General features: G+C 69.1%; 15 protein-coding genes. 5 read left to right on the top strand and 10 right to left on the bottom strand.

Annotation, left to right across the window (positions count from 1 at the left end):
- Positions 1-221 precede the first annotated feature (221 nt).
- Positions 222-338 carry an aldehyde dehydrogenase family protein gene (locus F4561_RS09725; protein WP_184576948.1) on the bottom strand — a complete coding sequence of 39 codons (117 nt, stop codon included), beginning with the start codon at positions 336-338 and terminating at the stop codon, positions 222-224.
- Positions 339-515: 177 nt separating this feature from the next.
- Here F4561_RS09725 and F4561_RS09720 point away from each other — a divergent pair, with 177 nt between their 5' ends.
- The gene (locus tag F4561_RS09720) at positions 516-929 is read left to right on the top strand and encodes a hypothetical protein (RefSeq protein ID WP_184576945.1); all 414 of its coding nucleotides are present in this window, start codon (positions 516-518) and stop codon (positions 927-929) included.
- A gap of 108 nt (positions 930-1,037) precedes the next feature.
- Positions 1,038-2,654 carry an FAD-binding oxidoreductase gene (locus F4561_RS09715; RefSeq protein ID WP_184576943.1) on the top strand — a complete coding sequence of 539 codons (1,617 nt, stop codon included), beginning with the start codon at positions 1,038-1,040 and terminating at the stop codon, positions 2,652-2,654.
- 109 nt (positions 2,655-2,763) lie between these two features.
- On the opposite strand, the gene F4561_RS09710 is transcribed toward F4561_RS09715, so the two are convergent.
- Complete coding sequence (locus F4561_RS09710) at positions 2,764-3,243, bottom strand: DUF6220 domain-containing protein (protein ID WP_184576940.1); 480 nt, start codon at positions 3,241-3,243, stop codon at positions 2,764-2,766.
- A 490-nt stretch (positions 3,244-3,733) separates the two neighbouring features.
- Between F4561_RS09710 and F4561_RS09705 the strand changes: the two genes are divergently transcribed.
- Genes F4561_RS09705 through F4561_RS09695 form a run of 3 tightly spaced genes read left to right on the top strand, consistent with a single transcriptional unit; the run spans position 3,734 to position 6,251 of the window.
- Entirely contained in the window at positions 3,734-4,954 is a 1,221-nt protein-coding gene (locus F4561_RS09705) for a Tm-1-like ATP-binding domain-containing protein (protein ID WP_184576937.1), read from the top strand.
- Positions 4,951-5,781 carry a phosphoenolpyruvate hydrolase family protein gene (locus F4561_RS09700; RefSeq protein WP_184576934.1) on the top strand — a complete coding sequence of 277 codons (831 nt, stop codon included), beginning with the start codon at positions 4,951-4,953 and terminating at the stop codon, positions 5,779-5,781. Before F4561_RS09705 ends, F4561_RS09700 begins: the two co-directional genes overlap by 4 nt.
- 53 nt (positions 5,782-5,834) lie before the next feature.
- Positions 5,835-6,251: a cupin domain-containing protein gene (locus tag F4561_RS09695; protein ID WP_312885204.1), complete on the top strand. Its 417-nt coding sequence runs from the start codon at positions 5,835-5,837 to the stop codon at positions 6,249-6,251.
- Positions 6,252-6,438: 187 nt separating this feature from the next.
- Here F4561_RS09695 and F4561_RS33660 read toward each other — a convergent pair whose 3' ends face one another.
- The 8 genes from F4561_RS33660 to F4561_RS09660 form a co-directional block, all read right to left on the bottom strand.
- A complete protein-coding gene (locus F4561_RS33660) occupies positions 6,439-6,591 on the bottom strand; it encodes a hypothetical protein (RefSeq protein WP_376773691.1) in 153 nt (50 codons plus the stop codon).
- A gap of 9 nt (positions 6,592-6,600) precedes the next feature.
- Positions 6,601-6,741 (bottom strand): hypothetical protein, encoded by a 141-nt coding sequence (locus F4561_RS33655; protein ID WP_312885202.1) that lies wholly within the window; start codon positions 6,739-6,741, stop codon positions 6,601-6,603.
- A gap of 10 nt (positions 6,742-6,751) precedes the next feature.
- Positions 6,752-7,366 (bottom strand): TetR/AcrR family transcriptional regulator, encoded by a 615-nt coding sequence (locus tag F4561_RS09685; protein WP_184576931.1) that lies wholly within the window; start codon positions 7,364-7,366, stop codon positions 6,752-6,754.
- A gap of 35 nt (positions 7,367-7,401) precedes the next feature.
- On the bottom strand, positions 7,402-7,950 hold the full coding sequence (locus F4561_RS09680; RefSeq protein ID WP_184576928.1) for a hypothetical protein: 549 nt from the start codon (positions 7,948-7,950) through the stop codon (positions 7,402-7,404).
- Between the two features lie 166 nt (positions 7,951-8,116).
- Positions 8,117-9,190, bottom strand: a complete 1,074-nt coding sequence (locus F4561_RS09675; protein WP_184576924.1) for a LuxR C-terminal-related transcriptional regulator — start codon at positions 9,188-9,190, stop codon at positions 8,117-8,119.
- A gap of 234 nt (positions 9,191-9,424) precedes the next feature.
- Positions 9,425-10,564, bottom strand: a complete 1,140-nt coding sequence (locus tag F4561_RS09670; protein WP_184576921.1) for an alpha/beta hydrolase family protein — start codon at positions 10,562-10,564, stop codon at positions 9,425-9,427.
- Between the two features lie 56 nt (positions 10,565-10,620).
- Complete coding sequence (locus tag F4561_RS09665; protein WP_184576918.1) at positions 10,621-11,814, bottom strand: NAD(P)/FAD-dependent oxidoreductase; 1,194 nt, start codon at positions 11,812-11,814, stop codon at positions 10,621-10,623.
- A 1-nt stretch (position 11,815) separates the two neighbouring features.
- Positions 11,816-12,019, bottom strand: coding sequence for a ferredoxin (locus tag F4561_RS09660; protein ID WP_221445428.1), 204 nt, complete (start codon positions 12,017-12,019; stop codon positions 11,816-11,818).
- Between the last annotated feature and the right edge of the window lie 13 nt (positions 12,020-12,032).

Here is a 12,032-nt window from a genome sequence, read left to right as displayed (position 1 = left end):
ACCAGGCGCACGTGTGGCACCGTCACGGGATCGGGTCTCCGCGTAGGGCGCACCCACGCGTTCACGCGCCCAGCCACCCCGGCCCACCGCTGCCTTCGTTGGCCGCGCCACCACCGGGCACCCGTAGCGATCACTAGGGGCCGGCCCATCCACTGGCCGTCGCCGCCCCGTTGGGCGCCGCACCACGCACCCCCATCACATCTAGCTGGCGCCGGGCAGTGTCAGAGGTGAACCAGGACGGTCTTGGTCTCGGTGTACGCGTCCAGCACCTCGATGCCGTGCTCGCGGCCGAGGCCGGACTGCTTGAAGCCGCCGAAGGGCACGGTGCCGGCGCTCATGTCGGCAGTCGAAAACCATCAGTACGTCGTCGAACGGATCGATGACGAGACGGGGGATGTGCGTCTGAGAAACCCCCACGACATGTCCGCGGTAGACCTCAGTAGCGAGGAGTTCTACGACTTCTTCCCGATGGTGCACACGAACCCCGCTGGTGGCTGGCAAGAGGAGGCGAACGCATGCGTGGATGCCGTTGGCGGGCCGTGCTGCTGGCGGGGCTGTCGAGCGCTGTACTCGGGGTGTCGGGCTGCTCTGACGACGAAGGATCCGAGGACGGCGCGTCGCCCGGACCGGGATCGGCCCAGCCCGATCATCAGCTCACGATGCAGACGGGAACACAGACCACGGTTGACGGCATGGACATCCGCCCGTCGATCGTCAGCATGGATGGCGACGCCACGGTGTACGTGGTGGACCAGGAGTCCCAGACGCCCGACGCTGAAGGAAACACCGAACCGGACGGCGAGGTCCTCTCCGGGCGCGAGGGGGACGAGTTCGAGGCCTACGGGTACACCTTCACCTTTGTGGAGGTGAACCCTGATCCCGTGGCCGGCACGGTCGTCATCGCTGTCGACGAAAGTGAATCCGACTGAACTACCTGCAATGCGGGCCGCTCCTCCCCCACAGGGGTTCTCGCGGATACGTACCACCGGGTAACTTGCGGGGACGGCAGCTCGGTCCGGCCGCATCTGGGAGACGACATGGCCACCACAACCCGCTCCTGGTGGGGCTGGGGCACCGCCGAGGACGCGGTACGCGGCTCCGAGCTGGACGCGCTGCTACGGCGCGTGCGGGAGCTGCTGCCCGACGCCGACCTGACCCCCACCACGGCACCCGCGGTCAGTGACCTCGGCCTGCCCACCCCACGGGTGGCGGCGCCGCGCGCCCTGGCGCCGCTGTGTTCGCACGAGCCGACCGACCGCGCGGCCCACACCCATGGCAAGGCGTTCCGCGACGTCGTCCGCAACCTCGCCGGAGACCTCCGTTCCGCACCCGACCTTGTGGTGCGGCCGCGAACCGAGCAGGACATCGTCGACGTGCTCGACTGGTGCTCCCGCTCCAACATCGCCGTGATCCCCTACGGCGGCGGCTCCTCGGTCGTCGGCGGCACGGAACCACGCGTTGGTGACGGCTACACGGGCGCGATCAGTCTCGACCTCGCCGAGCTGGGCCAGGTTCTGGAGATCGACCGGACCAGCCGCGCGGCCCGCATCCAGGCGGGTGTCCTCGGCCCGGCACTGGAGGACCAGCTGCGCCCGCACGGGCTGAGCCTGCGGCACTTCCCGCAGTCCTTCGAGTTCTCCAGCCTCGGTGGCTGGCTGGCCACCCGCGCCGCCGGCCACTACGCGACCCTCTACACCCACATCGACGACATGGTCGAGTCGATGCGCGTGGTCACACCGGGCGGTGTCGCGCAGTCGCTGCGCGTGCCCGGCTCCGGCGCCGGCCCCTCGCCGGACGGGCTGTTCCTGGGTTCGGAGGGCACACTCGGGATCATCACCGAAGCGTGGATGCGGCTCCAGGACCGACCCGCCTGGCGCGCCGGCGCGTCGGTGCACTTCGCCGAGCAGGACGCCGCGGTGGCCGCCACCCGTGCCATCGCCCAGAGCGGGCTGCACCCCACGAACTGCCGACTGCTCGACCCCGCGGAAGCGCTGCTCAACACCGGGGTGCACACCTCCGGAGGGGTACTGGTACTCGGATTCGAGTCCGCTGACCACCCCGTGCGGGAGTGGATGCGGCGCGCCGTGGAACTCTGCCGCGACCACGGCGGAGACCTGCCCGCCCCGCCGCGTTACACCGAGGACGCGGAGTCCACCGCCAACGAGAACACCGCGGACAACTGGCGTGCGGCCTTCCTGCGGATGCCCTACCAGCGCGATGCCCTGGCCGCCCGGTCCATGATCGTGGAGACGTTCGAGACCGCCTGTACCTGGGACCGCTACCCCGAGCTACGCGCCGCGGTGTCCGAGGCGGCCAGCGCCGCGCTGGCCTCGACCGGCGCGACCGGCATGCTCACCTGCCGCTTCACCCACCTCTACCCCGATGGTCCCGCCCCCTACTTCGGCATCTACGCCGCCGGCCGGCGCGGCGCGACCCTGCAGCAGTGGGACGAGATCAAGGCGGCGGTGACCGAGGCGCTGCACACCCGCGGCGGTACCGTCACCCACCACCACGCCGTCGGCCGCGATCACCGGCCCTGGTACGACCGGCAGCGCCCGGGCCCGTTCGCCGCGGCCCTGAGCGCGGCCAAGACGGGCGTCGATCCCGCGGGGGTGCTGAACCCGGGCGTGCTGCTGCCGGGCATGGCTCCCTAGCCGCCCGGAGTCCGGTGCCGGGATCGGCGACCGGTCGGAGCGCGCCACGAACCCTCCTGGGGGCGAAGAGCCGCCTCAGCAGCGACCGGGAGGAGCAACTTGCCCGTAATCACGATGCCGGCCGAGTGGGACCGGCGGCTGGCCCGGAAGCCCCGGAATCGTCGGCCTCACCGGCCCCGGGAGCCGATGCCGCGGGCCCCGACAGCTCCCACGCCTGCTGGACGATAAGCCCGACCACCGCGATGATGGCCAGACCGTTGACCGCGTGCATCCCGAAGATCAACTGGCCGACCATCGCGCTGCCGCCCGCGCCGGCGGACATGTTGGCGACCACCCCGATCACCGCCTGGACGACCGCCAGCACGGCGACCAGACCCGGCAACGCGACGAGCCGGCCCGACACCCGGGCCAGCGCGGCGATAACCGCCAGCACAACCGCGAACAGGACGATCCCGTACCCCAGAGCGCGATGCGCCTGGAAGGACTCGTCGTTGGGCGCGGTATCGAACGCGCCGCTCGCGGCGAGGAAGAACTGGACAACGACGACCAGCATCATGATTATCGCCAGTCCGGCGAAGACCTTGCGCATGGTGGCACTCCCGATGTTGGTTGCGGCATGGCGGGGCCCGTGAGCCGGACCAGCGGTCCCGCCCGCGGAGCACCGGGGTGCTCCGGCGGTCGTTGGGCTTCAGCCACGCCGGTCACGAAACCTCCGTAGTTGGCGGCGATCGTCGCACCGGCGACGCGGGCACGTCCTCCGGCAGCGGATGACAGTGCCTACCCGGTTCGGAGTAGACAGTGCCTACCCGGTTCGGAGCAGGGCGACCGTGCCCGGTCACGTTCGCTGTTGTGCACGGTCCCCGTTCCCGGCCGCATCCCCTTTTGCACGGGGGACACCTAATGATCGGGGGATGCGGCGCCGAGCACCGTCCGTGTGCCTGCCGGTCCTGCGCCGGCGCCCGCGCGGGGCCGCCCACGGTGACGGCGACCCGCCGGGGGCGCCGCGGCATTGACGCGCCAGAACCGGCCGGTCTAGCGTCCAAGGGCTGGAGCATCCCTTCACCCGAGGAGTTGGGCCCATGGCGCCGACGGTCGCGCTGCTCGGCACGCTGGACACCAAGGGAGCGGAGTACGAGTTCCTCCGGCAGCGCCTCAGCGCGGCCGGATGCACGCCCCTGCTGATCGACTGCGGCGTGTACCCGCCGCAGGGGGCCGTCCCCGACGTCCCCGCCACCCAGGTGGCCCAGGCCGCCGGCACCGCGGTGGAGCGGTTGCGCGCGGCCGCCGACCGCGGTACGGCCGTGGCACGGATGGCCGAGGGAGCGGCGGCAACCTTACGCGGACTGTCCGAGGCGGGCCGGGTCCAGGCGGTGCTGGCGGTGGGCGGCTCCGGGGGCACAGCGATCGCGGCCCGGGCGATGGCCGCCCTACCGATCGGCACGCCCAAGCTCATCGTGTCCACGGTGGCCTCGGGAGACACCCGCCCCTATGTGGGGGCGCGGGACGTGGCGATGATGTACTCGGTGGTCGACATCGCCGGCATCAACCGCTTCTCCGCACGCATCCTCGGCAACGCCGCGGCGGCCGCCGCGGGCATGGCCGGCGCCGCGGAGCCCGAGGTCCCGCCCCGGCCGCTGGTGGGGACGAGCATGTTCGGTGTCACCACGCCCAGCGTCACCGCCGCCCGCGAGAACCTGGAGCGGACCGGGTTCGAGGTGCTGGTCTTCCACGCCACCGGCACCGGCGGGCAGTCGCTGGAGGCGCTGGCCGCCGACGGCTTCCTCGCGGGCGTTCTGGACATCACCACCACCGAGCTGGCCGACGAACTCGTCGGCGGGGTGATGAGCGCCGGCGACGACCGGCTGCGCGTGGCCGGCCGCCACGGCCTGCCCCAGGTGGTCTCGGTGGGCGCGGTGGACATGGTGAACTTCGCCGCGCCGGACACCGTGCCCGCCGCCTTCGCCGACCGGTTGTTCTACCACCACAACCCCAACGTCACCCTGATGCGCACCACCGCGGAGGAGTGCGCCGAGATCGCCCGGCGCATCGCCGCCCGGCTCAACGAGGCCATCGGGCCGGTGGCGCTCTATCTGCCGCTGGGCGGCGTCTCCGCGCTCTCGGTGGCCGGCCAGCCGTTCCACGACGCCGAAGCCGACGCCGCGCTGTTCGCCACGCTGCGCGAACAGGTTGACCCCGCCCGCGTGGAGCTGCACGAGCTCGACGCCGACGTCAACGACCCGCGGTTCGCCGCGGCGATGACCGACCGCCTGACCGAACTCATCCAGGAGCACCACCAGTGAACCGTGACGAGGCACTCGCCCGGCTGCGCCGCGTGGCCGGGGCGGGCGAGACCGTGATCGGCGCCGGCGCGGGCACCGGCCTGTCGGCCAAATGCGCCGAGGCCGGGGGAAGCGACCTGATCATCATCTACAACTCGGGGCGCTACCGCATGGCCGGGCGCGGCTCGCTGGCGGGCCTGCTGCCCTACGGCGACGCCAACGCGATCGTGGTGGACATGGCGCGCGAGGTGCTGCCGGTGGTACGCGACACCCCGGTGCTGGCGGGAGTGTGCGGCACCGACCCGTTCCGGCGGATGGAGGTTTTCCTCGCCGAGCTGAAGTCCCTGGGGTTCGCCGGTGTGCAGAACTTTCCCACGGTCGGCCTCATCGACGGCACCTTCCGGGCCAACCTGGAGGAGACCGGGATGGGCTTCGACCTTGAGGTGGCGATGGTCCGCCAGGCGCGGGAGATGGACCTGCTGACCGCTCCCTACGTCTTCGACACCGACCAGGCCCGGCGCATGGCCGAGGTCGGCGCCGATGTCGTGGTGGCCCACATGGGGCTCACCACCTCGGGCACCATCGGTGCGCAATCCGCGCTGACCCTGGAGGAGTCGGTACGGCGGGTTCAGGAGATCGCCGACGCCGCCCGCGAGGTCTCCCCCGAGGTGCTCGTGCTCTGCCACGGCGGGCCGATCGCCGAACCCGATGACGCCGGCCACGTACTGGCCAACACCCGCGGGGTGTCCGGATTCTTCGGTGCTTCTAGCATGGAGCGGTTGCCAACGGAGACCGCGATGACCCAGACCATGCGCCGGTACAAGGAGCTGCGGTCCGCATCGGGCTGAGCCGGCCAACGGGCGCGGGATCGGGTGCAACGAAACGGACAGGAGGGCACGAGGTGCGACTCGCAGCGGTGGACCCCCACAGCCGGGAGACCATGACCTTCGACTGGGGCTCGGCGAAGTGGTACGTCCAACCGGACAGCATCCCCGGGGCCGGGCTGAGCTTCGGTGAGGTGGTGCTCAACCCCGGCCGGGGTCACGACCGGCACAACCACCCCGAATCCGAGGAGGTGCTCTACGTACTGTCCGGGACCGGCCGGCAGATGCTCAACGACGAGGAGCCCTTCGACGTCTCCCCCGGCGACGTCATCTACGTGCCGCGGGGCATGTTCCACAGCACCGTGAACACCGGCTGGACCCCGATGCGGCTGATCGCGGTCTACAACCCCGGCGGCGAGGAGGCGGCGTTGCGCCAACTCCCGGACTTCGCCGCCCTGCCGGCCGGTGAGGTCCCCCAACTGCGCCGCGATTGACGTCCTCCTCGGGGCGGGCCCCCGGGGATTCCCGCAGCCTCGCGGCTGTCGGCGCGGTGCGCCTCACGGCGCCTGCTGGTTCCTGGTTCAACGGCCGGTGCCCCACCCGAACAGGTGGTGGTCTTACCCGGCCTCCCGCCCCTACTGCGAGGGCTTCGCCATGATCTCGCAGCGGGGGCCCGGCGTTTCAACTCTCCGCTTCCCGCGCTCTGGCGAGTTTCCGTCCAGCGGCGAGCACGATGGTCGACGCGGTGGCATCCCGGTCGTGGGTGGTGCCGCACCCGGAACAGGTCCAGGTGCGCACGTGCAATGGTTTGGGCCCATCGACCCTGTAGCAGATGGAGCAGGTCTACGAGGAGACCGGGAACCGGTCCACCGTGACGCACGTGCGCCCGTAGCGGGCGGCTTTGTAGTGGAGCATGCGCGCGAACGCCGCCCATCCGGCGTCGTACACGGAGTTGGCCAGCCGGGTGCGCTTGAGCCCCTTCACCGCGGTGGCCTCACCCCTGATGTGCGGTGAGACCCGCGGAGACGATGTCGACCAGCAGGTCGATGATCTCGGAGTAACGGTCGGGCGAGGCCAGCCGGTCGGCATGCATCGGCACCAGCAGGACCGCCCGCAGGACGCCGGTGATCACCTCGGGGTCAGCGGCGATCAGGTCGCCGGAGGCACGCTTGGCGGTGATGAACTCGGCGAGTGCGCGCGCCGGGTTGTCCGGGGCGTCAGTGATCCGGGCGGGGTCGAGTTTGCGCGCCACGGCGGCCATCTCCTCGGGATGGGTCATCAACCGCCGGTAGAGCGGGTCGGTGGCCAGCGTGTCGAGGGTCGCGCGCAGGAAGCCGCGCAACCCTTCCCGGATATCGGGAGCCTCCAGCAGCGCTTCGTCGATGACGTGCTTCTTCACCCGCGCCATCTGGGCCAGCATGAGCTCCAGATACAGCGCTTCTTTGGAGTCGAAGAACTGGTAGAAGCTGCTCTTGGCGATGCCCGCTGGGGCGACGAGCTCCTCCAGGGAGGTCTTGCGCAGGCCGAGTGTGGTGAACAGCTCGCGCCCCGACTCCATCAGCAGGTCGGCGATGCGGGACTTCTCCTCCGCGGAGAATCCGGGCGGCATGTCAGTCCTCCTGGGCTTATATGTGTCCGCTCTCGTCACATGGTTTCAGGGTCGCGTGCGTGTTCGCCGCGCACGCCGCTGGTGAGGGAGAGGGGGTAACCGCGCCAGCGGGCCACCGCGATAATCACGATCGTCATGGCAAGTGCCCCCAGGCCCAGCGGAAGTACCGTGGCCAGCCCGTCGGAGCCGGAGTTGGCGATCGTCCAGGCGATCTTGAACGCCAGGGCGCCGTCGATGACCAGCAGCCCCCACCCGAGCGAGCGGTACCAGAACGCCGCGCACAGCCCGCCGAGCATGACCGGGATCATCGCCAGGCTCACCCAGGTGACCCAGGTCGGGTCGGCGAAGAGCTGCTTCTCCATCTCCAGCACGCCCTGCATTTGCGGGTCGATGTCGCCGGGCTCGGGGGCGGGGAACCAGAAGAAGCTCGACAGCATCGCGACCATGGTCACGGTCAGCGCCACCGGGCGCCGCTTCCAGCAGAAGTAGGCGATGGGCAGGAAGAACAGAGGGCGGATATACCAGCTCAGCGGGTTAAGGTGACGCGGCCAGGCCCAAGCGAGGAAATCGGCGAGCAGGTCCATGGGAAGCCTTCCGGCGCGGTGTGGGCCAGCCGCCTGGCCCGATGAAGAACATAAAACCATAACCGTCATTTGTTTTCAACACTTCGTGCCGCACCGTTGACTCGTGACACGGGGACACCCCTTGCCGGGCTGTACCGCTCCCCGGCGCTCCGAACCCAAGAGGAGCTCAGGCCTCGGCAACCGTCCCTCGGGAAGACCAGATGAGTTGGACGAGCTCGGCACGGTTGTGCACGTCGGTCTTGGCGAAGATCCGTTTGAGGTGCTGCTTTACCGTGTTCTCACTGACAAAGGCCTTCTGCGCGATCTGCTTGGTTGTGAGCCCCTGGCTGACAAGTGTCGCGATCTCCTGTTCCCGGGGAGAGAGCACACCCCATACCGGAAGTGCTGAGGACTGCTCGTCGGAACACTCGTACAAAAAGCTGATTACCGATTCCTTGCCCGGTTCGCGGTACGAGCGCACGATGATCTTCTGGCCGGACGAATCGTCGCGCACACTGGTCGTCCCGGCCTGCCGGCCGTCTTTGACGAATTCGGACACCACACCGTCGACCAGACCTTCGAGGCTGGCGGATCGACACGATCTCGGGGCGCTGTCCGGGCGCCCCATAACACGCTTTGCGTGCCGGTTCAAAAACAGTTTTCTTCCCTGGAGGTCACTTACGACGACACCGTTCGGGAAATTTTCGAGCACACCCTGGGTTAGATTTTCCCGGTTTCCTGCGTCCATTCTCTGAGCACGTTCTATGGCCAGGCTGAGGTGTTCACTGATGAATCTCGCCAGACTCAGATCCGCTGCGCAGAAAGGGCGCCCATCGGTCGCGCGGGCAAAGTTGATGGTGCCGACCACGCTTCCCGACTCCATGATCGGTGCTTCCATGGAGTAGGCGAGACCCTCACTGAGCAGGACCGACCTCGCCGCGGACGAGTGCCATCGGGATGAGCTCAGCACCACGTGGGAGTCCGCGGGCAGACCGTGCTCAAGGACCGCCTCAAGCACGGGATCGTCGCGGCGCCCGTGCTCCTCATACGTGTGCATGAAAAAGTCGCTGAGGGTCGAAGCCTGCTCCAGCACCGGGGCCGTGCCATCCGCAAAACGGTAGAAACCGACTCCGTCGGCGGGGAGTACCTCCTCCACGGTGCCGAAGTAGACTTCCCGGACCTCATCGACCGTCTGCGCCTGGTTGAGCTCGCGAGCGAATTTGTAGCACCCGTTGTTAATGAGGCCGACGTCCCCACGCACAGAACCACCCCCAATTTGCCGACCGATAGGGATCCTGTTCAGATAGTAGTCTGCGTTGCGGCAAATGTCATTAATATCTCAAAAACTAATATTAACTTCGTATCGCTCTGCTCTTGCTACGCACGGCACACGCCAGGCCGGTCGGAACCCTGGTCGCCCTGAGCGCGCGGGATCGCCGGCGGAAGAGTTCCGCCGGCGATCCCGGATTCTGCGGGCCTCACGAGTCGGGTACTTCTAGATTCTGCGCAGGAACCAGTCGGCGAACTTCGCGGCGGCGACGGCCAGGTAGTCGTAGTTGCAGTGCAGCGAGCCCGCTCCGCCGTAGTAGTCGACGGTCACGTCCTCGACGGCCAGCGCCGCCTCGAACCGCCGCGCTCCCTTGATGTCCATGATGATGTCGTTCTCGCCGTGCATCACGTATACCGGGATGTCCAGCTTCTCGGCGACACCGTCGAGGGTGAACCGGGCGAGCTTCTCGCGGGCCTCGGCGTCGTCCTTCGACCCGGACAGCCACTGGAGCTGCTGCTGCAGCGGCGGGTAGTACTCGTAGAAGTCCGTCAGGATGCTCCAGGTCCCGCACCAGGCTGCCACGGCCTTGACCCGCGGCTCGAAGGCCGCCGCGCGCGGCGCGTAGTACCCGCCGAAGCTGACCCCGGCGAGGCCGATCCGGTCAATGTCGACGTCGTCGCGCTCAGCGAGGAAGTCGAGGATGGCCCGCACGGGCACCTCGTAGTCGTGGCGGCTGTACATCTTCTTGAAACGCAGGGAGCTGCCGCGCCCGGGGGTGTCGACCATGACGACGTTCATGCCGCGGGACGGGAACTCGGTGCCGCCGAGGAAGTACAGTTCCTCGGCCCACGAGTCGGCGCCACCGAGCATGAGCACCGTGGGACGCTTCTCGCCCGAGGCGTCCGGACGCACGACGTAGCCGTCCATCGTCTGCCCCTCGAAGGGAACGCTGATCCGTTCGATCAGCCCGCCGGTGAGCTCCGCCGCCTTCTGGAAGTTGCGCGTCCCCTCGGTGTAGGCCTCGTCCCGGCGCGGATCCGTGGAGGGCAGGAAGAACTCGGAATGCCGCCAGTAGCTCATCGAACGGAACAGGGCGCGGCGGCCCGTCGTGATGTTGCCCGCTTCCAGGGCGGCGTTTCCGGCCTCGGCGGTCTCCTTGGCGGTCCGGCTCCACTCCCGCTGCCAGACCTCGGGGTCGGTGGTCTCGGAGCCGATCCGAGCCGCCGTCCGCGCGCACTCGAACAGGTCGGAGCCCCCGACCGCGACCTGGGCGAGCAGGCGCATCGTCTGCAGCGACCAGTCCTCGTGCTGGGGGAACAACTCGATGATGGACAGGGGGTCGCCCTGGGTCTTGGTCTCGGTCACGTCTACTCCTTGCGGTTGTTGCGGAAGGGTTTTTTCAAGGGAGGTGATCGGGAGTCTCAGCCGCCGATCGCCGACTGTGCCTGGGCGATGTCGTCCCAGAGGACCTGGTCCCGGATGGCGGTGCGGTATCGGGCGAGCTCTCGGGGCACGTTGACGCACACCGCGCCCCGTACCAGGCCGTCGCGCCCGTACAACGCCACGAGCCTGTCGTCGTTGAGCTCCTTGACGGCCACTTCGGTCGCCGCTGACGCGCGTCCCACGAAGCGCATCCGGGCCTCGTACTGGTCCGTCCAGAAGTACGGGACCGCCCCGAAGGCCTCTCCATTGCCCAGAAGGGTGTGTGCGGCGCGTCTTCCCTGCTCGACGGCGTTCGTCCAGTGCTCGACCCGGATCTCCTCGTCGAACAACGGGTTGTACCAGCGTGCGACGTCCCCGGCTGCCACCACACCGGGCACGGAGGTCGACAGGTCGGAGTGGCAGACCACGCCGTTGGCCGTCTGGACGCCGCTACCGTCGAGCCATTCGGTGACCGGGCTCGCCCCCACCCCCGCCACGACGACGTCGGCGTTGAGGACACGCCCGTTGCTCAGGGTGAGGACCGCGCCGTCACCGCGGCGTTCGATCGTCTCCACGGTGCAGGTGCAGACGATCTCCACCCCGTGGCGTGCGTGCAGGGCGCGGAACCAGTCGCCGACCTCGTCGCCCAGAGCACGGCTCAGCGGGGCCCGCCCGACCTCGACGACCGTCACGTCGAGATCCATCTGCCGGGCGGTCGCGGCGATCTCCAGTCCGATGAACCCGGCCCCGATGAGGACGAGGTGCTGGCCGGGCCGCAGGCGTTCGCGAAGCCGCAGGCTGTCCTCGATCGACCGGAGTACCTGGACGGGCGGTGCGTTCCTGGTGCTGGGTAGGCGCCGTGCCCGTGCGCCGGTGGCGATGACGAGGCCGTCGTAGTCCACTGCCGTGCCGTCGTCGAGCAGGACCGTGCGCCGCTCGGTGTCGAGCTGGACGGCGGCGTTCCCGAGCCGGGTGGTGATGGCGTTGTCCGCGTACCACTCGGGCGCGCGGAGGCTCAGCTTCTCCATCGCCACCCCGCTGAGCAGCGCTTCCTTGGACAGGGGCGGCCTGTCGTAGGGCAGCTCGTTCTCCGCCGAGATGAGCGTGACGTCGCCTTCGAAGCCCTGCTGCCGCAGCGCCTCAGCGGCGTGCACCCCGGCCAGCGACCCCCCGACGATGGCGATCCGCCGCACGTCAGGAACTCTCGATGGAGATCGCGCGTGCGGGGCATCCTCGTACGGCCGCCTCAGCCTCGGCACGGCGGTCCTCCGCCGGGGTCTCCTCCAGCAGCACGGCCTTGTCGGTGCGATCGTCAAGGTCGAACAGCCCGGGGCTCTCGATCAGGCAGTTCGCGTACCCCTGGCACGCGTCCAGGTCGAGGACCAGCTTCATTGACATGTCCTGTCACCTC

This window comes from Lipingzhangella halophila, assembly GCF_014203805.1.
GTDB classification, from domain to species: domain Bacteria; phylum Actinomycetota; class Actinomycetes; order Streptosporangiales; family Streptosporangiaceae; genus Lipingzhangella; species Lipingzhangella halophila.
The sequence above is the reverse complement of the archived record's forward strand: the minus strand, read 5'-3'. Positions and strand labels throughout refer to the sequence as shown.